The 24,325-nt window shown below is 60.5% G+C and carries 23 protein-coding genes and 1 riboswitch; of the genes, 2 read left to right on the forward strand and 21 right to left on the reverse strand.

The window, feature by feature from the left end:
* The first annotated feature begins 76 nt into the window (after positions 1-76).
* Together AC50YL_RS01265 and AC50YL_RS01270 are read left to right on the forward strand one after the other, a co-directional pair.
* A complete protein-coding gene (locus AC50YL_RS01265; RefSeq protein WP_494828676.1) occupies positions 77-1,474 on the forward strand; it encodes a hypothetical protein in 1,398 nt (465 codons plus the stop codon).
* Positions 1,475-1,775: 301 nt separating this feature from the next.
* Positions 1,776-2,522 carry an MBL fold metallo-hydrolase gene (locus AC50YL_RS01270; protein WP_494828678.1) on the forward strand — a complete coding sequence of 249 codons (747 nt, stop codon included), beginning with the start codon at positions 1,776-1,778 and terminating at the stop codon, positions 2,520-2,522.
* 158 nt (positions 2,523-2,680) lie between these two features.
* Here the strand turns inward: AC50YL_RS01270 and AC50YL_RS01275 are convergent, their stop codons facing one another.
* The 21 genes from AC50YL_RS01275 to panB form a co-directional block, all read right to left on the reverse strand.
* Positions 2,681-3,118, reverse strand: a complete 438-nt coding sequence (locus AC50YL_RS01275; protein WP_494828680.1) for a Fur family transcriptional regulator — start codon at positions 3,116-3,118, stop codon at positions 2,681-2,683.
* Positions 3,119-3,371: 253 nt separating this feature from the next.
* Positions 3,372-4,190, reverse strand: a complete 819-nt coding sequence (locus AC50YL_RS01280; protein ID WP_494828682.1) for a TatD family hydrolase — start codon at positions 4,188-4,190, stop codon at positions 3,372-3,374.
* 24 nt (positions 4,191-4,214) lie between these two features.
* Positions 4,215-4,988: an ABC transporter ATP-binding protein gene (locus AC50YL_RS01285; protein WP_494828683.1), complete on the reverse strand. Its 774-nt coding sequence runs from the start codon at positions 4,986-4,988 to the stop codon at positions 4,215-4,217.
* Positions 4,985-5,761, reverse strand: a complete 777-nt coding sequence (locus tag AC50YL_RS01290) for an ABC transporter permease (RefSeq protein ID WP_494828684.1) — start codon at positions 5,759-5,761, stop codon at positions 4,985-4,987. Before AC50YL_RS01290 ends, AC50YL_RS01285 begins: the two co-directional genes overlap by 4 nt.
* Positions 5,751-6,053 carry a thiamine-binding protein gene (locus AC50YL_RS01295; RefSeq protein WP_161740462.1) on the reverse strand — a complete coding sequence of 101 codons (303 nt, stop codon included), beginning with the start codon at positions 6,051-6,053 and terminating at the stop codon, positions 5,751-5,753. The genes AC50YL_RS01290 and AC50YL_RS01295 overlap by 11 nt, the downstream gene beginning before the upstream one ends.
* A gap of 6 nt (positions 6,054-6,059) precedes the next feature.
* Complete coding sequence (locus AC50YL_RS01300) at positions 6,060-7,169, reverse strand: ABC transporter substrate-binding protein (protein WP_494828685.1); 1,110 nt, start codon at positions 7,167-7,169, stop codon at positions 6,060-6,062.
* Positions 7,170-7,408: 239 nt separating this feature from the next.
* A riboswitch (TPP riboswitch) is annotated at positions 7,409-7,518 on the reverse strand.
* Between the two features lie 352 nt (positions 7,519-7,870).
* Positions 7,871-8,989: a GDP-mannose 4,6-dehydratase gene (locus tag AC50YL_RS01305; RefSeq protein WP_494828686.1), complete on the reverse strand. Its 1,119-nt coding sequence runs from the start codon at positions 8,987-8,989 to the stop codon at positions 7,871-7,873.
* Positions 8,990-9,152: 163 nt separating this feature from the next.
* Complete coding sequence (locus tag AC50YL_RS01310) at positions 9,153-9,869, reverse strand: DnaD domain protein (protein ID WP_494828688.1); 717 nt, start codon at positions 9,867-9,869, stop codon at positions 9,153-9,155.
* Positions 9,870-9,917: 48 nt separating this feature from the next.
* Positions 9,918-11,213, reverse strand: a complete 1,296-nt coding sequence (gene asnS / locus AC50YL_RS01315) for an asparagine--tRNA ligase (protein ID WP_494828689.1) — start codon at positions 11,211-11,213, stop codon at positions 9,918-9,920.
* A gap of 12 nt (positions 11,214-11,225) precedes the next feature.
* Positions 11,226-12,446 (reverse strand): acetate kinase, encoded by a 1,221-nt coding sequence (locus AC50YL_RS01320; protein WP_494828691.1) that lies wholly within the window; start codon positions 12,444-12,446, stop codon positions 11,226-11,228.
* Positions 12,443-13,318 (reverse strand): 3-hydroxyacyl-CoA dehydrogenase family protein, encoded by an 876-nt coding sequence (locus AC50YL_RS01325; RefSeq protein ID WP_494828693.1) that lies wholly within the window; start codon positions 13,316-13,318, stop codon positions 12,443-12,445. Before AC50YL_RS01325 ends, AC50YL_RS01320 begins: the two co-directional genes overlap by 4 nt.
* Before the next feature lie 87 nt (positions 13,319-13,405).
* Positions 13,406-14,926, reverse strand: a complete 1,521-nt coding sequence (locus tag AC50YL_RS01330) for an AAA family ATPase (RefSeq protein WP_494828695.1) — start codon at positions 14,924-14,926, stop codon at positions 13,406-13,408.
* On the reverse strand, positions 14,919-15,455 hold the full coding sequence (locus AC50YL_RS01335) for a hypothetical protein (RefSeq protein ID WP_494828697.1): 537 nt from the start codon (positions 15,453-15,455) through the stop codon (positions 14,919-14,921). The genes AC50YL_RS01330 and AC50YL_RS01335 overlap by 8 nt, the downstream gene beginning before the upstream one ends.
* Positions 15,456-15,602: 147 nt before the next feature.
* On the reverse strand, positions 15,603-16,091 hold the full coding sequence (locus AC50YL_RS01340) for a cell wall elongation regulator TseB-like domain-containing protein (protein WP_494828699.1): 489 nt from the start codon (positions 16,089-16,091) through the stop codon (positions 15,603-15,605).
* Between the two features lie 32 nt (positions 16,092-16,123).
* Positions 16,124-17,425 (reverse strand): amidohydrolase, encoded by a 1,302-nt coding sequence (locus AC50YL_RS01345; protein ID WP_494828701.1) that lies wholly within the window; start codon positions 17,423-17,425, stop codon positions 16,124-16,126.
* On the reverse strand, positions 17,406-18,065 hold the full coding sequence (locus AC50YL_RS01350) for a redox-sensing transcriptional repressor Rex (RefSeq protein ID WP_494828703.1): 660 nt from the start codon (positions 18,063-18,065) through the stop codon (positions 17,406-17,408). Before AC50YL_RS01350 ends, AC50YL_RS01345 begins: the two co-directional genes overlap by 20 nt.
* Positions 18,062-20,959 (reverse strand): ATP-dependent DNA helicase DinG, encoded by a 2,898-nt coding sequence (gene dinG / locus AC50YL_RS01355; RefSeq protein ID WP_494828705.1) that lies wholly within the window; start codon positions 20,957-20,959, stop codon positions 18,062-18,064. The genes AC50YL_RS01350 and dinG overlap by 4 nt, the downstream gene beginning before the upstream one ends.
* Before the next feature lie 165 nt (positions 20,960-21,124).
* Positions 21,125-21,895, reverse strand: coding sequence for a tetratricopeptide repeat protein (locus tag AC50YL_RS01360; RefSeq protein WP_494828707.1), 771 nt, complete (start codon positions 21,893-21,895; stop codon positions 21,125-21,127).
* Positions 21,896-22,029: 134 nt separating this feature from the next.
* Positions 22,030-22,413: an aspartate 1-decarboxylase gene (panD, locus tag AC50YL_RS01365; RefSeq protein ID WP_161740487.1), complete on the reverse strand. Its 384-nt coding sequence runs from the start codon at positions 22,411-22,413 to the stop codon at positions 22,030-22,032.
* Positions 22,364-23,296, reverse strand: coding sequence for a pantoate--beta-alanine ligase (panC, locus tag AC50YL_RS01370; RefSeq protein ID WP_494828709.1), 933 nt, complete (start codon positions 23,294-23,296; stop codon positions 22,364-22,366). The genes panD and panC overlap by 50 nt, the downstream gene beginning before the upstream one ends.
* On the reverse strand, positions 23,293-24,252 hold the full coding sequence (gene panB, locus AC50YL_RS01375) for a 3-methyl-2-oxobutanoate hydroxymethyltransferase (protein ID WP_494828711.1): 960 nt from the start codon (positions 24,250-24,252) through the stop codon (positions 23,293-23,295). The genes panC and panB overlap by 4 nt, the downstream gene beginning before the upstream one ends.
* Between the last annotated feature and the right edge of the window lie 73 nt (positions 24,253-24,325).

Below are 24,325 nucleotides of genomic sequence, written 5' to 3' on the forward strand. Positions count from 1 at the left end.
GGGACGAACGCCTATATCGAGCCTTGCATATGCTGTAGGGCCACATATTTGTTCGTCTGCGAAAGGAAGGATTCTGGTGGAATTACATCTGGTTCCGCTGCATTGGGTTTACCTCGCTTTTATCGTGCTGATCCTCGGCGTGCTGATCAAGCGCCGGGATACGACGCTCGTGTGCGTCGTCGGCATTTTCGCCCTCGGGCTCATCGCGACCGACAGCCTGAGCGGCTCGGTCAGCGGCATATTCAACAGCTTTATCTATGCGACGCAGCAGCTGCTCGGCACGATTTTCATCATTTCCATCATCGTGGCGATGAGCCGCATCCTCATTCGAACGGGCATTAACGAAATCATGGTCGAGCCGCTGACCCGCTTCATGCGGACGCCGTCGCTTGCGTTCTGGGGCATCGGCCTGATCATGATGGTGACCTCCTGGTTCTTCTGGCCGTCGCCCGGCGTCGCGCTCATCGGCGCCGTGCTGCTGCCCGTCGCGGTCCGCGTCGGGCTGCCGGCGCTCGGCGCGGCCATGGCGATGAACCTGTTCGGACATGGCATCGCGCTCTCCGGCGACTACATCATCCAAGGCGCGCCCAAGCTGACCGCCGACGCCGCCGGACTTCCGGTGACCAGCGTCATGGAAGCGAGCATCCCGCTCGTGATCGTCATGGGCGTCGTCACGACCGTTGCCGCCTTCTGGATGATGCGGAGGGACATCGCCAAAGGAAAATGGCGCGACGGACTCGTCGAGGGCAAGACGCTCGCGGCATCCGCCGACGAAGAGAAAATTCCGCTGCCGACGCGCTGGAAACAAACGCTTGCCGTGTTGATTCCCCTGCTCTTCGTCCTCGACGTCGTCGGCATGTTCGTGCTCGATCTGCAAGGCGGCGACGCGACCGCGCTCGTCGGCGGCACGGCGATCTTCATCCTGCTGCTCGTGACGATGCTCGCGCACCGCAATAAAGGCCTCGAGCAGACGACCGAGTACCTGATCGAAGGCTTCCAATTCGGTTTCAAGGTGTTCGGCCCGGTCATCCCGATCGCCGCCTTCTTCTACTTGGGCGATTCCGCCTTCACGACGCTGTTCGGCAACGCGCTGCCGGAAGGCTCGCAGGGCATCGTCAACGATCTCGGCGTCGCGCTCGCCAACCACGTGCCGCTCAACCAGGCGGTCGCTTCCGTGACGTTGACCGTCACGGGCGCCATTACGGGCCTCGACGGTTCCGGTTTCTCCGGGATCTCGCTCGCGGGCTCCATTGCTCACTTGTTCGCGTCCGCGATCGGTTCCGGAGCCGCGACCCTCACGGCCTTGGGCCAAATCGCCGCGATCTGGGTCGGCGGCGGCACGCTCATTCCGTGGGCGCTGATCCCGGCCGCCGCGATTTGCGGCGTCAGCCCGTTCGAGCTGGCGCGCCGCAATTTGAAGCCCGTACTGATCGGCCTCGCCGTCACGACGGTGTTCGCGATGTTCATCGTGTAATCGCAGAGCCGATTCGGCGGTCGGCGACGGCCTCTTCTCTCCCTCCTCGCACGCCGCGGATCTAACCAAAAAACCCGCCGACAGCATAGCTGAAGCGGGTTTTTTTTACGCGCCGGGAGCGCAAGCGAGAGCCGAATCCGCGGACGGACTGAAGCGGATTTGCATTTCCGGAAAACATGATATATTCATTGACAAAATAATTTTTTTGTGATATAATTATAAATTTTTCGTTTGACTACGACCTTTTGATCATTTAAGATGGTCATCGAGCCTTATCAAGACGTTATCATGGAGGGATTCGATGATCATCGCGAACGGCATCGGCATGTTGGATATCAGCGCCGCCGTCTTGGGACAAACCACCGTCATTCATCCGTCGCTGCTTTGGGACGAGAAGCGCGTCGTCTTGGTCGACACCGGATATCCGGGGCAGCTTCCGCTGTTCCGCGAGGCTTTGGCGGCCGCGGGCAAACCGCTAGAAACCGTCACCGACCTCATCCTCACGCATCAAGACATCGACCATATCGGAGGATTGCCGGCTTGGAACGAGAGTGCAGGTCCGCGACCCGTCACCTGGGCTTCCGAAATCGAGCGGCCCTACATTCAAGGCGATCGGATGCTCGTCAAAATAACGCCGGACGCCGTCGAAAAAGCGCTCGCGGCGCTGCCGAGCGAATGGCCGAAAGAGCGGCGCAGCGCATTCCGGAACGCGCTGCTGAACCCGCCGAAGGGTCCCGTCGACCGACTCATCGGCTTCGGGCACGCAGAAGCGCCGATCGCCGGCATCGCCGTGCTGGACACGCCCGGACATACCCCGGGGCATATCAGCCTCTATCATCGCGCCAGCAAAACGTTGATCGCCGGCGACGCGCTCGTCCTGGCGGACGGACGGCTGCAGCTCCCGGGCGCCGCTTTGAACAGCGACGACGCGCAGGCTTCGCGATCGCTGGAGCAGCTGGAGGCGATGGAGATCGATGCCGTCATCTGCTATCACGGCGACTGCTTCCGAGGCGACGTCCGGACGCAGCTCCGCGAGCTGCTGGCATAAGCGCAGCCGGCATTCGTCCGCTCGGTCCGGCAATTCAAGCGAACGGCATTCGTTTCGACTTCCCGGTTACCGCCCTCTTCGCCGAAGCAGGCATCAAAAAGAGCGCCCTGCCATTCGCATGCGAACGGTCGCGACGCTCTTCTCCGCACCGACAAAACCTATTCCTTCTGGCACGATTCGCATACGCCGAACACTTCGAACCGGTGGTTCATGATCTTGAAATTGCCCGGCAGGTCCAGCTTCTGTTCCATCGGACAATATTCGAACGTCAGCGTCTTCTCGCAGTTGATGCATATCAAGTGATGATGGTGATGATCCAGGCAGCTGGCCCTGAACTTCAAGCCGCCCTCCATGAAATAAAACTGTTCGAGCGCCCCCATCTCGCTCAGCAGCCGCAAATTGCGGTAGACCGTATCGAAGCTCACGCCGGGATAGGCGACCGCCATCTGATCGTACACGTCCTTCGGCGACAAATATCCTTCCGACCGCGAGAAAATCACGGCCATCTCCCGGCGTTGTTCCGTAATCCGCCATCCGTTCGCGGTCATGACCCCGATCATTTGCTTCACGGAATCATGGTTATGCGCATCTGCCATCGTTCCTCGCCCTTTCTCTGCTTATCGTCAGTCGCGGCACGATCGCCGCATGCTCGCATTCATATACAAAGACGCTCTCCGTTGCCCGAAAACGCGACAACCCAGCGACATCATCCGTAAATGCAGCTCGTCATCGGAGCTGTTATGAATCTAGTTTAGCATATTTCGTCGAATATTCATCCTCTTTTGACAGACCGTTTGGAAGCCGAAATAGACCCTTCCCGCAAGGAGAAGAGTCGTATGCCGGCGTCCGCTATCGCAGCCCGTAGAACGTTCTCGCGTTATCCAGCAGCCGCGATTCCGTTTCCGGAACCGGGAGCCCTTTAAGTTCCGCGATGGCTTCGGCCACGCCGCGCACCATGCCCGGTACCGTCGGCAAGCCGGCGAAAGGTCCTTCGAACGGCCACGGCCCGTCCGTCTCGGTCATCGTCAGCTCGAGGGGATACAGCCGGACGAGCTCGCGGATTTCCGCCTCGTAGAGCACGTCGGGCGTGACGGAAACGAAATATCCGTTCGCGACCAAGCGGCGGACCGTACGCTCCGATCCTTTGAACCAGTGAAAATGGGCTCGCTTTACGCCGTGCCGTTCCAACAGTTCGCAAGCCTTGTCGGCATCCTCGTATACCGCATGCAGCACGATCGGCAGATCCAACTCCGCGGCTAACCGCACGAAGCGCTCGAGCAAGGCAAGATAAGGCGCTTCATCGAAAGGCTTGCCTGCCGCGGCGGCCTCCGTTCGCGTGTAATACGGAAGTCCGACTTCCCCGATCGCGAACGCTTCGCCGGCCGCCGCACGCGCGACGATCCAGCCGATCAACGCTTCCAGCTCAGAATCGGATGGCAGCTCCTGTTCGGGATGAAAGCCGTAAGCCGGATGGACGAGCCCCGGAAAGCGCCGGGACAGCTCGTAATTCGCCTTGCAGGACGCCAGGTGCATCGATACGGCCACGACGGCCGAGATGCCGTCTTCCTCAAAAGCCTGCCGAAGGAGCGGAAGCCGCTCCGGCTCCCCGTACAAATCCAGATGGATATGCGCATCGATCCAACGGCGTTGCCTATCGTCGCGATTCATCGTACTGCCTCCTTGAAGGTCGGGTTAGAGCGTTGGATCGGGTCTCAGCATGTCGTACAGTTCCTGCTTAAGGCGGATGAATTCGGCATCGCCCCACAGCGCCTCGGAACGCGGCCGCGGGAACGGAACCTTGACCTCCCGGATAATGGAGGCCGGCGCCGCGGACAGCACCAGAATCCGGTCGGACAACAACAGCGCCTCCTCGATGCTGTGCGTGACGAACAGCACGGAACGGCGGTTGCTTTCCCACAGCGACAACAACCAGGCTTGCATATGCTGCCGCGTCAGCGCGTCCAGAGCGCTGAACGGCTCGTCCAGGCACATCAGCTTCTGCGGGGACAGCAGCGCCCGCAGGAAGGATACCCGCTGCTGCATGCCGCCCGAAAGCACGTCCGGATACTGGTGCGCCGTCGCTTCCAAACCGACCCGCGCCAGCCAGTCGCGCGCCAGCGCGCGCGCCTCGCGTTTGCCGATGCCGGCGATCGTCAACGACAGCTCGATGTTCGCCGTCACCGTCAGCCACGGCATCAGCGAAGCCTGCTGCGGCATGTAGGCGATATGGCCGCGGCTACCGACGGTGCTCGATCCGTGGATGGCGATATCGCCTTCCGTCGGCAGCTCCAGCCCCCCGATCAAGCGAAACAAGGTCGTCTTGCCGCTGCCCGACGGGCCGATCAGCGTCACGAACTCGCCTTCGCCCACCTGGAACGTGACGTCCGCAAGCACTTCTTTGCCGGGCGTCTTGCGCGAGCCGGCGAAGCGTTTGGACAGGTGTCGAACTTCCAGCACATTGCTCATGTGCGGCTTCCCTCCTTCCCGCGGGGAGACGATCCGCGGACGATCAGCCGCTCCGCGAGCGCGATGACGCCGAACAACGCCAGGCTGAGCAGGACGATGACCGCGATGGCCGCGAACACTTTCACGGTCTCGAAGCCGTGTTGGGCGATCAGAATGAAGTAGCCGAGTCCGCTGTCGGAGCCGATCGCCTCCGCGTAGATGGCGCTGATGACGCTGTAGGAAGCCGCGATCTTGAGGCCCGAGAACAGATGAGGCACCGCCCCCGGCAGTTCCAGCCGCCAGAACAGCTGGCTTTGCGACGCGCCGATCATCCGCATATACTCGAACAGCCGTCCGTCGCTCTTCGAGAGCCCCGTCATCATGGCAACCGCCACGGGAAAGAACGTCACGAGCGCGATCAAGATGACGCGCGGCAGCATGCCGAAGCCGAACCAGAGCACGAGCAGCGGACCGATTGCCATGATCGGGACGTTTTGGCTCAGCACGAGCAGCGGATAAAAACCCGATTTCACCCAGGGAATGACGTGCAGCAGCGCGGCGATCAAAAACCCGAGCAGCGCGCCGGCACCGAAGCCGATCAGCGTGATGCGGAGCGTGCCCCACATATGATGCGCCAGCTGCGGCGCGGAATCGTACGCTTGCTTCGCGATGGCGGACGGCGACGGCAGGATGTAAGCGTCGGTTCCGAACAGCCAGACCGCAGCCTGCCAGAGCAGCAGAAAAGCCGCCGTCACGATCAACGGCGGCAGCAGGCGGGCGCGTTTACTGCCCATCCGGATATTTCTCCAGCAGCACGTCCATCGACGCGGTGCCTGCCGGCACGTAGTACACCTTAATCTGCGAGATAACGGACGGACAGCCCATCTCGGCCATCGCGTCGTTCATCTCCTGCACGACCCCGAAAAGCTTGCCGAGATCGCCCTCCATCGTCGTCTCGAGCGGCGCTACGCGGTAAGGCACGCCGGCCGCCTTGATGATCTCGATCGCGCGGTCGACGAACGGAATGACGCTCTCCCCGTTCGGCGTGCGCGGCAATATTTGAATGCTTACGAGTGCGTTGGCCATGGTCGATCAGTTCTCCTTTTTCGGCAGGAAGTCGTTGGTGAACGCCTTCTCGGCGTCGAGCTGCTTGTCGAGCAGCTTATGGTCGTACATCCAGCCGGCGTAGTTGGTCCATACTTCGAGCTTCTGCTCGCCCCATCGCGGCGCGTCCGCTTGGTATTGGGGACTGAGCCATTTCTGGCTGGCGCGAACGAGGTCGGCGTTCAAATCCGGCACGGCCTTGATCAGAACGTCCGCCGCTTCGTCCGGATGGTCGATCGCGAACCGGTAGCCTTCGGATGCCGCCGCCATGAACGCTTCCACCGTATCCTTGTGATCCGCGATCATTTTCTCGTTAGTCGCCAGAACCGGCGTGTAGTAGTCGAGCTTCTTGCTGTAGTCGGTCAAGTAGACCATGTTGATCTTCTCGCCGCGCAGCTCCGCTTCGATCCCGTCCCAACCGTAGTAGATCCAGGCGAAATCGATGTTCTTCTTCGTCGCGGTGAAGAAGTCGGAGTCGCCGATATTGACGATTTTGACTTTCTTGGCGTCGCCGCCGTCTTCCTGCATCAGCGAATCAATGACGGCCGGTTCCGCGGGCGAGCCCCAGCCGCCGTATGTTTTGCCTTCGAACGCTTTCGGCGACGCGATGTTCTTCTCGACCGGCGAAGCGAAGCCGGACGTGTTGTGCTGAATGACCGCGGCGATCGAGACGAGCGGCACCCCTTGAATGCGCGCCTGCGTGACGCCTTCCTGATAGCTGACCCCGAAATCGGCGGCGCCCGTCGCGATCATCGTGTCCGCGCCGGCCTCGCCCGGCTGGATGATGTCGACCTTCAGGCCGTGCTGCTCGAAAAAGCCTTTATCGCGGGCCACGTAGAGGCCCGTATGGTTCGTGTTCGGCGTCCAGTCCAGCACGACCTTGATTTCCTGCAGCTTGTCCGCGTCGGAAGCCGTTCCGCCGTTATCGCCTGCCGCCGTATTCGCGCCGTTGCTGTCGCCGTTAGCGGCTCCGTTCTTGGTTTCGTTCGCGGCATTGCCGTTATCGTTCTTCGCCCCGCAGCCTGCCAATGCCACCGCCAGAATCAGCAGCGCCGCCAGCGCGGATCTCAACCCCGCCTGCCTTAATCTACTTCCCACTTCCGTTCTCTCCCCTCGCATGCTCCTTGCCGGGCTGCGGATAGTTTGCGAGCCGTCAACCGTCCCATACCGTGACCTGATATCCCCTATGTTTCCCCCGCGTTCCTGATTGAATCAGCAGCTGCGGCGCCGGCATGCCAACCGCCTCCTCCCCGTTAACGAACAAAAGGCATCCTCCGGTCGGAGGATGCCTTAATCAGCAGCTAACGGCATGCGGCAACACCTTTCAAAAAGGCGCGCGCATAGCTGTACGCAATTCCTACGCTGGCATTATCCAGATCAGGTCAAGGGTCGAGATCGTTAGGGATCTCCTCTCAGCCGGCCAATTCCAGCTCCCCGTCATGTATTCAATTCGGTCGCAACGTGCCTATTATAGCAGACATTCCGTAAAATGGCACCCCTTAAAGCGGAAAACGCCCGGCAGGGGGCGGAATGCGCGAGTTGGACTGGAGATGGGCGGCGAGAATGGGAACGAGAGCGGCGGAAAACGGAAGTAAACGTGAATGCAGCGTAGAATGGGCCTGGTAACTGCGTAATACGGGAAAAAAAACAGCGCAGAATGCGGGTGGATGCAGCTTAGGACGAGAGTAGAAGCTGCTTAGAACCGAGAGTAGAAGCTGCGTAGAACGTTAGTGAATGCAGTGTAGAGGCGACAGGAAGCAGTGTAGTACACGAGCGAAGCTGCGAAGCTTAACCACTGCTTAGTACATGCTTTCGCCGTTCAGGAGGCGCTCGTAGCGCGCGATCTGCCGCAAGCTCGCTTCGCGCAGCGGCAGCCCTTTCAACCACGCCGCGTACCACTCGGCGGTCCAAGCGACCGCCGCCTCCGCGCCGAGGCGCGGCTGCCAGCCAAGGCGCGCCGCGGCCTTGGCGGTATCGAGCAGGGGCGCCGCGGACGGCTGGCGCCCCCGCTCGCCCTCGCCGGCGGCCGCGTCGCCCGCCGGCGCAGCCCAAGGGCTGCCGAGGCCGGCGCACAGCGCCTCGGCCAGCCAGGCCGGGGTCCGCGCCTCCGATGCGCGCGGACCGAGGTTCCACGCCTCGGCGAAGGCTTCGCCGCCGGGCGGGAACAAACGCTGCGCGAGCGCGAGGCAGCCCGCGAGCGCGTCGAGCACGTGCAGCCAGGGCCGGGCATTCTCCGGCCCTGCGGGCGGCGTCGCCGCGCGCCCCCGCGAGGCGGCGCGCGCGCACTCTGCCGCGAGGCGGCCGGCCGCGAAATCGCCGCCGCCGAGCAGATGGCCCGCGCGCACGGTCGCGACCGCGGGCCCGCCGGCAGCGCCGGCGAAGAACGCGCGGCGGAACGCGGCCGCGGCCAGCTCCGCGCCGGCCTTGCTCGCCTCGGCCGGCGATTCGCCGCCGAGCGGGTCGGTCTCGCGCAAGCCGGCCTCCCCTGCGCGGGGCGCGTAACAATCATCCGACGTCACCGCGACGACGGCGCGAATGGGCACGTCGCGGCCGACGAGCCGCACCGCGTCCAGCAATGCGGCGACGCCGACGACCTCGACGTCGAACAACGCCGCGAGGGTCGGTTCGTCGGTCGATTCTGGCGCAGCGGCACCCGCCAGATGAAAGATCAGATCGGGCTTTGTCTGCTGAAGGGCAGCCATCAGCTGACGCGTATCGCGGATGTCCCCGCGAATCCATGGCAGATGCGGCTCGAGTCCGCAGAGCCGGTACATCGACGAACCGTTCGGCAGATCGTCGCTGAATCCCGTCACGGCGCCGCCGAGACGCTGCAGCCACAGCGTCAGCCAGCTCCCCATGAAGCCGGTCTGTCCCGTAATGAATATTCGTTTTCCTGGCCAAAACGATGATTCCGTCATTGCGGTCGTCTACATCCTCCCCGCTTCGAATGCGAAGCTTCAGAGCCGAAAGCCGCTCTTCGTCCTATCAGCTTATGCACCCTCCGCCTCCGCCGTTTTTGTCCCGCCTCAATCTGGGCGAATGCCCCGCGCCACTCGCCGCGACGCACAAAAAAACCGGGGGCTAAGACCCCCGGCCGTTCCTGAATTTCTGCGTATGCGCCTTTGCCTCGTCGGTGTTCGTCACCCGGTTGCGGCTCCATTCGATCAAGATGCGGTCGATATACCGGAAATGCAGCTTGCCTGCAAAGACCGCTTCCTTGAGCGCGAAGCGGATCAATTCGTCCGGATACCGGTCCTGGTCGACCCAGGCGCTGATCGTCTCGCATTCCATCGGCGACAACGGCCGGCCGAACTCCTGCTCGAACGCGGTGAACAGGTCCCCCGGCCTCGGCCGTTCGCTGCCGGCCTGCTGCGCCGGCGCCGCGGATCGCTCCGGCTGCGGCTCGCGTTCGTTCTCGATGGCGCGTTTGGCTTCGTCCGCCTGCCACTCGGCGCTGCGGATCATGAAGCCCGTCCAGTTATAGCGTTCGAGGCCGATGCCGCTGACGGGATCGACCTCCTCGTCGATCGCGAGCAGCCCTTCCTTCATCAGGCGCCCGAGCAAGCCGTGCGCCGTCTTCGGCACGATGCCGAGCCGTTCGGCCAACTGCTCCGGCGTCGGAAAATCGACGCCTTCCACCTGCCTGAACAGCATCAGCTGCAGCAGCAGGAGCATCTCCGTATCGGACATGCCGATGCCGCGGTACGCGCGCAGCAGACCGGCGGGCACGGCGACGCTGCCGCCGTTCATCGCGGCCGCCATCCCGCGCGCGTAAGACTTCCACATTTCGTTTTTCACCGGTCGGTCCTCCCCCTTGCGCTTGCCAAAACCCCGGCCGCAGCCGGCTTACGGATACAGCCGATACAGCATCCGCGGGAACGGAATCGTCTCGCGAACATGGTCGAGGCCGCAAATCCAGGCAACCGTGCGCTCCAAGCCGAGTCCGAAACCGGAATGCGGCACCGTTCCGTACTTGCGCAGGTCGAGGTACCACTGGTACACCTCGGTCGAGAGCTCATGCTCCCGGAACCGCTCCGCGAGCAGCTCCGGATCGTCGATCCGCTGCGAACCGCCGATGATTTCCCCGTAGCCTTCCGGCGCGATCATGTCCGCGCACAGCACGACCTCCGGACGGTTCGGATCCGGCTTCATGTAGAAGGCTTTGAACGACGCCGGATAATGCGTGATGAATACCGGCCGGTCGTATTTCTCGGCGATGGCCGTCTCGTGCGGCGCGCCGAAATCCTCGCCCCACTGGATCTCTTGCCCCTGCTCCTGCAGGAAAGCGATCGCTTCGTCGTACGTGATGCGCGGGAACGGAGCCTGAATCGCTTCCAGCTTGCTCACGTCGCGGCCGATCGTTTCCAGTTCTTTGCGGCAGTTCGCCAGTACGTTCTGCACGACGAACGCGATGAACTGCTCCTGCACGCGCAAATTTTCTTCATGGTCGACGAACGCCATCTCCGGCTCGATCATCCAGAACTCGATGAGATGGCGCCGCGTCTTCGATTTCTCCGCGCGGAACGTCGGGCCGAACGAGTAAACCTTCCCGAGCGCCATCGCCGCGGCTTCCATGTACAGCTGGCCGCTCTGCGTCAAATACGCGTCTTCTTCGAAGTACTTCGTATGGAACAGGTTCGTCGTGCCTTCGCTCGAGGACGGCGTCAGGATCGGCGGGTCCACCAGCGTGAAGTCCCGATCGTCGAAGAACTGCTGGATCGAACGAATGATCTCCGCGCGAACGACCAGAATCGCGCGCTGCTTCGAAGAACGCAGCCACAGATGGCGGCGGTCCATCAGGAAATCGACGCCGTGCTCTTTCGGCGTGATGGGATAATCCTGCGCGATCTGGATGATCTCGACCTCTTCGACCGTCAGTTCATAACCGGATTGGCTCCGCGGCTCTTCCCTTACGATGCCTTTCACGTAGAGCGAGCTTTCCTGCGTCAGTTCCTTGGCGGCGTTCCATGCCGCTTCCGCTACCTCGCTCTTCACCACGACGCCTTGCACGTAGCCCGTGCCGTCGCGAAGCTGGAGGAACTGAATCTTCCCGCTGGAGCGCTTGCCGTTCAGCCAGCAGCCGATCCATACGGATTGTCCGACGGCTGCCTTCAATTGTCCGATCGTCGTCAATGTTTTCATCGTTATCGTCCCCTATTCTGTAATCTCGGCCGCTTCGGCCTTTACGATCTGATACGCGTCCCTGGCGATCAGCAGTTCCTCGTTCGTCGGCACGACGAGCGCCTTGACGCGGGATTCGTCGGTCGTGATGAAACGCGGTTGCTTGGATCGGACTTCATTGCGCTGCGCGTCGAGCTCGATGCCGAGGAACGACAGATTCTCGCAGACCGCCTTGCGCACCGCGACGGAATTCTCGCCCACGCCCGCCGTGAAGACGACGGCGTCCAAACCGTTCATCCCTGCGGCGTAAGCGCCGATGTATTTGCGCAAGCGGTACGTGTACATGTCGAATGCCAGTTTCGCCTGCTTGTCGCCTGCGTCCATCGCTTCCACGATCTCGCGCATGTCGCTGCCGATGCCGCTGATGGCCAGCAGTCCGCTGTGCTTGTTCAGCATGGAATTGACCTCGTTCAGCGTGAGCTCTTCCTTGTTCATCGTGAACGGAACGATCGCCGGATCGAGGTCTCCGCTCCGCGTGCCCATCATGAGGCCTTCCAGCGGCGTGAGGCCCATGCTCGTGTCGAATGACTTGCCGTTCATAATCGCCGCGCAGCTCGCGCCGTTGCCGATATGGCAGGTGACCATCTTGAGCGACTCCAGCGGCCGGCCGAGCGTCTCGGCAGCCTGCTTGCTGACATAGTCATGCGACGTGCCGTGAAAGCCGTAACGCCTGATTTTGTGGCGGCGGTACAGCACCATCGGAATCGGATACAGGAAGGATTCCTGGGGCATCGATTGATGAAACGCCGTATCGAACACGACGATCTGCGGCACGTTCGGCAAATTGTTTTCCACGGCCGTGATGCCCATCATCGCCGGCGGATTGTGCAGCGGGGCCAGGTCGAACAGCCTGCGGATCTCCCTCTTCACGTCTTCCGTGACGAGCGTCGATTGCTTGAAGCTCTCGCCGCCGTGAACGACCCGGTGGCCGACGGCGTCGATTTCCTTCATGGACATCAGCACGCCGTGCTCCTTGTTCGTCAGCAGCTCGATCAAGCGGCGAACCGCCGTGTTATGGTCCAAGATCTCGCTGACTTCGCTAACCTCCGGCTTCCCCGTCGGCTCGTGCACCACGATCGAAGCGTCCATGCCGATCCGTTCCACGCGGCCTTGCGCCAGCACGGATTCCTCTTCCATGTTGTACAGCTGGTATTTCAGCGAAGAGCTGCCCGCGTTCAGGACAAGAATGATCATACCCTTCCGCCTTCCTTGTCGTATTCGAAGAACCCTCTGCCGCTTTTGACGCCAAGCTGGCCGCCGCGCACCATCTTCTTCAGGATGAACGACGGCCGGTATTTGAGCTCCCCGTAATCGCGGAACATCCGATCGAGCGCGGCCAGCACGGCATCGAGCCCGAAACGGTCCGCCATCTCGAAGGGGCCGTGCTGGAACGCATACCCGATTCGCATCGCGCTGTCGATATCTTCCGCCGAAGCGACGCCCTCTTCCAGCACATGCAGCGCCTCGTTGATGAAGAGGCAGATCAGCCGCGTCGTGACGAATCCGGGGGATTCGAATACCATGACGCCCTTCTTATGTATCGTCGTCTCCACGAACTGCTTCGTCCGTTCGAACACCGCGTCGCTCGTTTTGAGCCCGCGCACGATTTCCACGAGATTCGTTTTATGAACGGGGTACACGAAATGCATGCCGATGACCCGGTCCGGATTGGACGTCACGCTGGCGAGTTCCGTCAAGCTGAGCGTCGACGTGTTGCTGGCCAGGATGACGTCCGGCAGGCATACGGCGTCGAGTTCCTTGAAGATCGCCAGCTTGCTGTCCAACTCTTCCGTAATCGTCTCGATGACCAGCTCGCAGGCTTGCAGCTCGTTCAAGGAGGACTTCGGATGAATGCGCCCCATGATGAGTTTCTTCTCGGCGGACGTCAGCGCCCACCGTTCCATTTGTTTGTCCAAGCTTTGTTCGATCATGCTCATGGCATGGGCAAGACGGTCCTCGCCTTGCTCCGCCATATATACATCAAGTCCGTTTGCGGCAAGCATTTCGCAAATGCTCTGCCCCATCGTTCCGGCGCCTACGACGCCGACTTTACGTACTCCCGTCAACTTTCACACCTCCGAATTTCATCTTTTATTATACCGTTTTTCCGCAAAAATAAGAAGGCGGACAGCTGCTCCGCCTTCCATGCGCGATCAGTGCGCGATCGCTTCGCGCTGCCCGTCCGTCAACTGCCGCAGCAGCTGGCGGAACCGGTCGCCGCTTAACGTCTCTTCCCGGATCAGCACGTCGAGCGCGGACAAGAACACCGCGCGGTGCGCCTCCAGGAGTTCCTTGACGCCGTGCATCAACCCGTTCAGGATGCCGCCCGTCACCGCCGCCCATTTGTCCGGCGTCATCATGGAGCCGTCGACGATGCCAAGCTCCGTGAGTCCCGATTCCACCATGGAACGGACGATGTTCATCGCTTGCTCGAAGTCGCCGCGGGAGCCCGTGCTCCGTTCGCCGTAGAACATTTCCTCCGCGGCGGCGCCCCCCAGCGCGATCATGATTTGTCCTTCGAGAAACTGCTTCGTGTACAAGTATTTGTCCTGCTGCGGATTATGCCGCACGTAGCCGAGCGCTCCGCCGCGCGGGAGCAGCGCCACCTGGGACACGCTCCCCGGCCGCACGAGCTCGGCAGAGATCGCATGGCCCAGCTCATGCAGCGCGACGCGCTCGCGCTCCTCGTTCGTCGCCTCTCGGTCCGTGCGCTCGCCCATCATCACTTTGTCGATGGCCATGGACAGATGCCGCTGGCTGATCGACTCGCCGTCTTCCCGCATCGCGTAGATCGCCGCTTCGTTCATGACGCTCTCGAGCTGCGCCCCGGAGAAGCCGAACGACTCTTCCGCGATTTTCTCCAGGCTGACGTCGCTTTCGTCGATCGGTTTATTGCGCGCATGCAGGTTCAGGATATGTTCGCGGCCCTTCTTGTCCGGCAGATCGACGGCGATATGCCGGTCGAAACGGCCCGGGCGAAGCAGCGCGGCGTCCAGCACTTCCTTGCGGTTCGTCGCGCCGATCAGAAGAATCCGCGGGGTATCCGTGGTATGGATGCCGTCGAGCTCCGTCAACAATTGGTTCAGCGTCTGATCGTATTCGCGCTGCTGCCCGCCGTCGCGCTTGCCGCCGATGACGTCGATCTCGTCGATGAAGATGACGGCGCTGCTCTTGGCCTGCTTGGCGGCTTTCTGTCGCGCTTCCTTGAACAAATCCCGGATCCGGCTCGCGCCGACCCCCACGTACATCTCCACGAATTCCGAGCCCGAGGCGCCCAGATAGACGGAATCCGTATAATTGGCGGCGGCTTTCGCCAGCAGCGTTTTCCCCGTTCCCGGAGGTCCGGTCAACAGAATCCCCTTTAACGGGCGTATGCCGAATTTCGAGATCTGATCGACGTGTACGAGGAAATCAAGCGCCTCGATCAACTCCTGCTTCGCTCTGTCCTGCCCGCCGATCTCCTCGAACGACATCGGCTTCAGCGGACGCGGCTTGCCTTTATGCCCGCCGCCTACCGTTGCCAAATGGCCCCGGGCGCGCGCCATATAGATCAGCCCGCCGACGATGACAGCCAGCAGCACGAACGGAATGACGTTCACGCCCACGGCGAACTGCAGAAACAAAATCAATACCGGCACGAAACCGATCAGCATTTCTTTTCCGTATTTAAGCATTTGGCCACGCCCCCATCGTATTGGCCGTACGAGGCAGGACGATGTATTTGACGGCTTTGTCGTCCTTCAACGTAATGTAAACGTTGGTATCGTCCATCTCCGAATCGGCCTGAATGCCGGCGTTTCCGTTCTGCGCCTGCTTTAGCGCCGCCGGAATTTCCGCGTACTTGCGGTGGTCCATCGCCTGCGCGACCTGGAACAGCATGGATGCCCAAGCATCGTCCAGCTTGACGGACGAATCGGCTTTCTCGATATTCAGCTTCAACTCCCGCGAGCCGATGATGTCGTTGCCTTTCGTCGCGATCGTATCATATATCGTCCGGAGATTCGCATCCCGGTCAAGAGTCAAATTCACGGTAACGGAGCTGCGGCCGATCACGGGCTGGGCGTTCACGACGCCGGGTACGCCTGTCGCGATGCGATCAAGCGGCTTCAGGTCGGCTTCGTTGCGGTACATGAACCAGCCGCCCACCAATAAACCCGCCGAAATAACGGCTGTCAGCACAATCGGCAAAGGACGTATTTTCATGACAAAAAGCTCCCTTCATCCACAGAGTACGCTGCACTCTCATCTAGCTATTACGCTATACGAAAGTATATCATAGACTGTTGATTCCAGGAGCGTGCAATTACAGGGAAGGCTGGATGAACCTGTGCATCGCGTCGGACGCCGCCGTTATTGTGAAGGCAGCTTGTACATCACGATAAGCGAGCCGTCGCGAAAGCGGTAGAAATCGTAGAAATGATTGTTGTCGCCGGCTTGCTTGCGCGAGTAGAAAACTTCCCAGACCGGTTCGCCTCCAAAGATGCCAAGCCGCATATGGGCGATGACGGCATCCGGCTTCTGCTGCAGGAACTGCGATTTGATCTCATCTTTCGTTCGTCCGTCGCTCGCCTTCAGCGTAATGGAGGAATCTTTCTTGAGCCAGACGTAGGTATCCGCGTCTTGGTCGTCTTTTCCCTTCACGACCCAGACCGGCTCGTCCCACACGTAAGAATACGAATCCGTTATCTTCTTCAACCCGCTCTTCTGTTCGGCATCCGCTTCGGCCGTCGCTTGCGCCGCCCAAACCGGCGATTGGACGTAACGGTAATAGAAGTTGAACGCAACGAGCAGCGCCGCCACGACGATCGCGACCAGCAGGATCCATCTGCCCGTCGACATGATCGGGGCTCTTTTGTACCGAATCGCGCGCATCAGCTGGATAACAGCCTTTCAAAGCAGCGCTGCGCTTCCTGACGAATGCGCGCATCGTCCAGAAATACGCACTCGCCGTCCCTTACGACTTGAACGCCGTCGACCCAGACATGCAGCACGTCCCGGCCGGAACCGGAATAGACGAGATGGGACACGATTTCCGTCCGCGGATAGAAATGCGGCTGTTCGGCGTTCAAGGCGATGAAATCGGCTTTCATGCCTTCCTTCAGCTTCCCGATGCGCTCCTCCTGCCAGATCGCGCGCGCGCCGTACACCGTTCCGAGCTTGAGCGCTTCCCAAGCCGGCACCGCCGTCGGATCGCCGGAGACGCCTTTATGTATCAGAGCCGCCAAACGGATCTCGTCGAACAGATCCAAGTTGTTGTTGCTGGCCGCGCTGTCCGTCCCGAGTCCGACGGTAACGCCTGCCGCGAGCATATCCGTCACGCGCGCGATGCCGCTTGCGAGCTTCAGGTTGCTGGCCGGGTTATGCGAGACGCCGACGCCGCGCTCGGCAAGCAGGGCGATCTCGTCGTCCGTCAAATGGACGGCATGCGCCACCAGCGCGGGACGCGAGAAGAAACCGAGCTTATCCAAGTGCTCGACCGGCCGCACGCCATAGTCGTTAACGTTCTGCTGCACTTCCGCGGCGGATTCCGACATATGCGTATGCAGCGGGAGATCCAGCTCATGCGCCGCTTCCACGATGCGGGCAATGTAATCCGGCGGGCAAGTATACGGCGCGTGGGGAGACAGCATCGTCCGAATGCGTCCGTTCGCGCGGCCGTTCCAATCTTTCGCGAACTGCTTCGCTTCGTTCAGCTTCGCGGTTTGAATCTCCGGCGGACACAAGCCGATAACGCCGCGCGTCAGCATGCCGCGCATGCTGGACTGCTCCACCACGTCCGCCACGATGTGCATCCGGTCGTACATATCGACGAACGTCGTCGTGCCGGACCGCAGCATCTCGCTCACCGCGAGCGCCGTTCCCCAGCGGGCGTCTTCATCCGTGTATTTGCCTTCCATCGGCCACATCTTCTGCTCCAGCCATACTTGCAGCGCCTCGTCGTCCGAATAACCGCGCAGCAGCGACATGGCCGCATGGCCGTGCGTATTGATCAGTCCGGGCATGAACACGAGCCCGCGTCCGTCGATGATCTCGGCGCCTTCCGGAGCCGGGTCGGGCATCTCTTCGCTCAGATACAGAATCGTATCGCCCTCGATGACCATATGCCCTTGGAGCACGGGACGCGCATCGTCCATCGTGACGAAGGTGCCTTCTTTAATCCAGATCCGTTTCATTGTGATCCTCTTCTCCTTCTTCGTCCAAATAATACGCGAGACTCATCAATTCGGTCGTGAAATTCGCGTAATGAATCCGTACCTGGTCCTGCACCCGAAGGATCGTCGGCGCGAAGTTCAGGATGCCGTCGACGCCGGCGTCGACGAATTGGTCCGCGACATGCTGCGCTTCGACGGCCGGTACCGTAATGATCCCGATCCGGATATTGCGCGCGACGATCGTTTCCTTCAGCTTATCCATCGGCAGCACGGTCAAGCCGTTGATCGCGCTGCCGATCATCGACGGATGCACGTCGAACACCGCCGTGATTTTCATGTTGTCCTTCAGGTAGGTGTTATAGTTGCACAGCGCGCGGCCGAGATTCCCCGCGCCGACGAGCGCGACGTTAAGCGGCTGGTCGAGCTTGAGGATTTGCCTGATTTTCTCGATTAAATACGTGACGTCGTACCCGATTCCTTTTCGCCCGAAGTCCCCGAAATACGCGAGGTCCTTGCGGATTTGGGCGGGATTCAGATCCAGCCTGTTGCCAAGCTCCTGTGATGAAACCGTCTGGACATCCCGCGCGTTCAAGTCGTTCAATACTTGCAAATACACGGGAAGCCTGCGAACGACCGCTTCGGAAATTTTCATCGGTTTCATGATTCCACTCCTTCTTCGCTTGGTGTCAGCCATTCATGCATCCGCGGCACGATTTGGTCCAAATGCATCGTTTCGATCTTCGGACCCGGAAGCGAGTACAGAAAATATTTGCCGTAATACGTATCGATCACGCGGGTATCGTAGATGAGGACGACGCCGCGGTCTTTCGCCGTGCGAACGAGACGCCCGAAGCCCTGCTTGAACCGAATGACGGCCTGCGGGATAGAGAGCTTCATGAACGGGTTCTGCTTCTGTTCCTGCAGCAATTCCGACTTGGCTTCCACGAGCGGATGGTTCGGCGGCTGAAACGGCAGTCTCACGATCGCGAGGCAGGTCAAGGCGTCGCCCGGTATATCGACGCCTTCCCAGAAGCTGCTCGTGCCGAGCAGCACGGAAGCGGCCTGCTGCTGAAACCTTCGGGTCAGCTTGCTGCGGTTGCTGCTATCGATGCCTTGCCCGAGCACTTGGATGCCTTTCTGCGAAAGCGCCTCTTTCAGCGGCTCGTAAACCTGCTTAAGCATCTTGTACGAGGTAAACAAGACCAGCATTCGCCCATGCGTGCCGATCGCCGCTTCGGTCAACGACTGGACCAGCATCTCGTTGAACATCGGGTCGCCCGCCGCTCCTTTGAGCACCGGAAAGTTGCGCGGTATGATGACGAGCGCCTGATCCCGGTAATTGAATGGCGACGGCAGCTGAACGGTCTTCAATCTGCCCGCTTCTTCTTCGCCGCTCAGGCCGAGCTGCTCGCAGGCGTACTGAAAGGATTTCTGCACCGACAGCGTGGCGGAAGTCAGCACCACGCTGCGCTTCGTCTCGAAGAAATAGGTTCTGAGTTGATTACTGACGTCCGCCGGGACCGCATACATTTGTACCGACTTCGCCCGGGAATTGCTGTTGGCCTCCAGCCAGTACACCGTATCCGTCCGGTCCGCCTTGATGAATTGGCGCAAATCGTCGCGGGCGCGGGCCAGATCCTTCACCGTCCCGCTCAAATCGGTGACGAGCGCGGCGATGCCGGGATCGTCGACGTCCTCTTTGACGGCGGCGAACACTTTCTCGAGCGGCCGGATGATTTGGCTCAAGTAGCCGTGTATCGCCTCTTCCACCAACTGCGCTTCCTTCCAGGGATCCGGCAGCTTGCCGCCGCGCAGACGCAGCACGAACTGTCCCGCTTCCCCGCCGCCCGGACCGTCCTGGGCGGCGTTTCTCGACCCGCTACCCGTGCTCATGATGGCGTACAGGAGCTCGAACAGGCGGTCCCATTCGTCCCGCAGCTCGCCGAATACGGGCACGACTTCGTCGATTTCTTCCCGCCATTTCTGCGTGTTCTCGACGTTCTCGTTCGCCAGCCTGCTGTTCAGCACGATCAGCTGCCCGCTACGCGCGTCCTTGCACAGCCGGAAGACCGGCTGCTGAACGGAATAATACGACAGCTGCGTGCCGAGATGCTTGCCCGCGACTTCTTCCAGATGATGCGCTTCGTCCAGAATCAAGTGCTCGTAGCCAGGCAGCAGGCGATGATCCGCGCGGATGTCGGTGAACAACATGGAATGGTTCGTGATCACGACATCGGCAAGATTGGCTTCCTGCTTGGCACGATGATAGTAGCAGCGCTTGAACCATGGACACGCGCGATTCAGGCAGGAATCGGCGTCGCTTGCCACGACGCTCCAGAAGTCGGCTCCGCGGTTGCCGAAGTTCAATTCCTCTTGGTCGCCGTGCTCGGTCTCGCTCAGCCATACGACCATCTGGGAAGCCGTGATGCGGTCTTCGGCCGGCGCGCCGAAGTCCCTCAGGTTTACTTTTCCCTCGAATTTGCGCAGGCATAAATAATTGCCGCGTCCTTTGAACACGGCGGCCTTGAACGGATACGGCATCACGGCGAGCAACAGGGGCAAATCTCTCGAACGCAACTGCTCCTGCAGATTGATCGTATGCGTGCTGACGACTATCTTTTTATTATGCTGGACACCATAGTAGAGAGCCGGAATGAGATAGCCGAGCGATTTCCCCGTGCCCGTGCCCGCCTCGATCAGCAAGTGCCGTTCCTCGTCCAACGCGTCGATGACTTCCTGGAACATCATGTTCTGCGGTTCGCGCTCTTCGTACCCCGGAACGATCGCGGCTATGCCCGCCTTGATATGCGCGAGGAACGCCGGAAACGTCCAATCCGCCGCCGAAGCGGCTTGCTCTTCTTCGCTTCGCGGATGCTGTTCCTCCGTCCAGTCGCCGGCTTTCATCGCGAATTGGCGGAAGTAGGTGTAAGCATCCAGATCGATCGCGGTTTGCATTTCTTTCTTGAGCGCGAATTGCGAGGTAAACCAGCCCAGATCGTCGATCTCGTCGCCGAGCAGCTGCGTCAAGCGCTGGACTGTAAGCAGGGGCAGGCTGTCAAGCTTTCGGCAGCACGCGACGAACAGCTCCGCCGTTGCCATGGCGTCGCTATCCGCGCGGTGATGCCGATCGTGTTCGATGCCGAAGTGCTCCGTTACCGCGCCCAACTGGTAGGTCGTCAACGCCGGATACAGGATCCGGAGCAGATCGATCGTGTCGAGCCGTCTGCCGTCGAACGCCACGTAGCCGCAGCGGTCGAGCGCCGCGTTCAAAAAGCCCGCGTCGAAGCCGACGTTATGCGCAACAAGCACGGCATCGCCGAGCATCGGAACGACTTCGAGCAGCACTTCTTCGAGCTCCGGCGCGTCCGCGACCATCGCCTCGTCGATTCCTGTCAGCCCCGTGATGAACGCCGGGATCGGAATCGTCGGCTTGACGAACGAACTGTACGTCCGCGCCACCTTCAAATCCTCATCCAGCAGCACGAGGCCGACCTGTATAATATCATCGCCGGCGCCATGGCCGGTCGTTTCCAAATCCAATACGGCATACTTCATCCGGTACGTATCCTCCCCAAACGAGAAACGGGCCGCAACCCGAATTAGGCGGTGCAAGCTTCGCGATTTCCGGCTTGCGCCGCCAAGGTGCAAGCGCGTTTCCTTCTTAGAACGTTCAGCGAGGATCCCTAACTATCCCCATGCTACTCGCTTGCCCGTTTCATTCTATAACTGACCGCTTCCGAAATAAAGCGATAATTGTCCCGCATGCTGCTCGCAGGATCTCATGTTGGCAAGCGGATCGGTAAATTCGGGATCGGCCTCATGCGCCTGCTCGAAATACTTCGCCGCCTGCTCCAGGTTCATCCTTACCGCCTGGATGCAGCCCAGCGCGTTGAGGCCGAGTGCCCGCCACTTCGGATGCTCCGTCACTTCCACCAGAAGTTGGAAATGCCGCTGCGCTTCGTGCCATTCCTGCAGATGCATGAACGTCATGCCCAGAAAGAGCCGCGCTTGGTTGTTCTCGGGCGAACGGGTGACCGCTTCTTCGAAATGCTTCGCCGCGTCGCGGAACATCAGAAGCTTGAAATACCCCTGCCCCTTGCTCATATGCTGCAGTTCCGCGGCTTCCCAGTCGTCGTTTTCGCTCTCCGGTACGAGCGCGCTTGCCGAGGCTTCGGCTGAAGGCGTTACGGCCGCGGCGGCAAGCGGAACGGCGGAAACGATTTTCGGATAAACGGCCTGCTTCGAAGGCTGCTTCGGTTCTGCCGCCATCGAAGGATCGGTGCTCGGCTTGATGCATTGCTGCTGCATGTCGCGAAAATCAGCCATATTTTCCTCGAACTGCAGCCACTCCTCGATAAATCGATCGCTGAATTCCTTTAGCTTGGCTAACTGATCATCCAGTCGTTTGCGTTCGGTGTCGTCGGCATGCGGATAATGGATTATGATGTCTTGAAGAATGTCCTGCATCGTTGCAAATACATGCTTGAACATGGTACGCACCCACCTTCACGCCGTAGTTGTAGAGAATGAAGCGATTTGTTATGCTCATTCTTTGCGCGGGCATCGCTTTTCATACTCCATCCCAACCGTTTCACAGCGCTGGCAGCGCGGATCGGCGCCAACGATCACGAAATCGTCGCGTGCCGTTCCTCGTTTGCCAATTGCACGGGTTTGTTGGCCGCATCCAAAAACACGACCTTCGGTTTGTAGCTTCGCGCTTCTTCTTCCGTCATCGTGCCGTATGAAATAATAATGACATTATCGCCCGGCTGCACCAATCTGGCCGCCGCGCCGTTCAAGCAGATGACGCCAGAGCCGCGCGGACCGGTAATCACGTACGTTTCCAGCCTTGCGCCGTTATAATTGTTAACGATTTGAACCTTCTCGTTCGGCCAGATATCGGCGAGTTCCATCAAGTCTTCATCGATGGTGATGCTGCCGACGTAATTCAAGTTCGCCTCAGTGACTGTAGCTCGGTGAAGCTTTGACTTCATCATCGTTCTGAACATGGGGTTCACCTCCAACCAGTTGAAATAATCGGTTATCGATCAGGCGCGTGCCGCCGAATTTGACGGCTAACGCCAAAATCAGCTGCGCGTCAATTTCGGCAAGTCGTTGATCGGCATCGAGCGGCTTTAGAGAAGGATACTTCAGCACTTCCACGTAATCGATCTCCGCCAGCGGCGCCGTGCGGATCAGCTCGGCTGCTTCGGCGGCCAACCGGTCTGCCGTCATCTCAGGCTCGCGCAGCCGCTTCCCCGCCTCGTCAAGCGTCTTCGACAGGACAAGCGCTTGTTTGCGCTGCTCGGCATCCAGGTAGACGTTGCGGGAGCTCATCGCCAGTCCGTCCGGTTCGCGCACCGTTTCGCACGGGATGATGTCCACCGGTATATTGAGGTCGTCGACCATTTGTTGGACGACGGCCACTTGCTGCGCGTCTTTCATGCCGAAATACGCGCGATTCGGTTGAACCAGGTTGAACAGCTTGCTTACGACCGTACCGACGCCGTCGAAATGGCCGGGTCTGGAAGCGCCGCAAAGCGATTCCGTCACTTCGCTGATCAGCACCCGCGTCAGCGGCTTCGCCGGATACATCTCTGGCACGGAAGGCGCGAACAGAAGCGCCGCCCCGTTTTGCTCGGCCAGCGCCGCATCCCGCTCCAAGTCGCGGGGATAACGTTCGAAGTCTTCGCTGGGTCCGAATTGCAGCGGATTGACGAAAACGGACACGACCGTGAATTCGCACTCGCTGCTCGCGCGCCTTATCAAGCTGGCATGGCCCTCATGCAGGTATCCCATGGTCGGCACCAGGCCGATGAAGCCGTTCGGCGACTTGCTCCGCTGGCGGGCCAGCGCGGCCTTCAGCTCGCTTATTGAATCGACGATCATCATGATTGGCTGCCCCCTTTGACGGAGTCCGGCGAAGCGGCGCTCTCCTGATTCTTCTTCATGCGCGGCTGCTTGCCCGGCTGTCCGGCTTCCGCTTCTTCATGCTCCGGACCGCTGCCGCCGCCGTACAATCTCCGCAGTACTTCCTGCTCCATCGGGAACGCATGCGCCTGCTCCGGAAACGCCCGGGATTTTACGTCGGCCACGTACGCGCCGATGGCGCTGCGGATCGTCGACCCGATATCCGCGTAAGTTTTCACGAACCTTTTCTCATAATACGGAGAAGCATATTGCAAGATATCATGGTAGACGAGCACTTGACCGTCGCAGCCCCGGCCCGCGCCGATGCCGATCGTCGGAATCGACAGCGCCGAGGAGATGGCTTCCGCCAGCGGCTCCGTCACGAGCTCCAGCACGATGCTGAACGCGCCGGCCGCTTCGAGCGCCTTCGCGTCGTCGATCAACCGCTGCGCTTCCTTCTCCAGCTTGCCCTGCACCTTGTAACCGCCGAGCTGATGGACCGACTGCGGCGTGAGGCCGATATGGCCCATAACGGGAATGCCCGCCCTCACGAGCGCAGCCACTTCCTCCGCCACCTCCGCTCCGCCCTCGAGCTTGACGGCATGCGCATGTCCTTCTTGAAGCAATCTTGCCGCATTCCGCAGCGTCGTTTCCTTGCCGAGGTGATAGGTCATGAACGGCAGGTCCGCCACGATGAACGTATTTCTTGCTCCCCGAGCGACTGCCCGGGCATGGTACACCATATCGTCTAGCGTCACGGGAATCGTCGTATCGTATCCAAGCACGACATTGCCAAGCGAGTCCCCGACGAGAATCATATCGAGTTCGGCTTCCTCCGCTAATTTGGCGGAAGGATAATCGTAAGCGGTCAGCATCGAGATCGGCTCGCCGCTCTGTTTCATTTTCTTCAGCTTCGTGATCGTAACGGGTTGTTTCATGGGCTTCGTCCTCCTCAGAATTGGATGGGCGTCCGCGAAGTTCGTCATGCCTAGTCTAAGCTTTCACGATCGG

It is taken from the genome of Paenibacillus sp. J22P277, assembly GCF_059383675.1.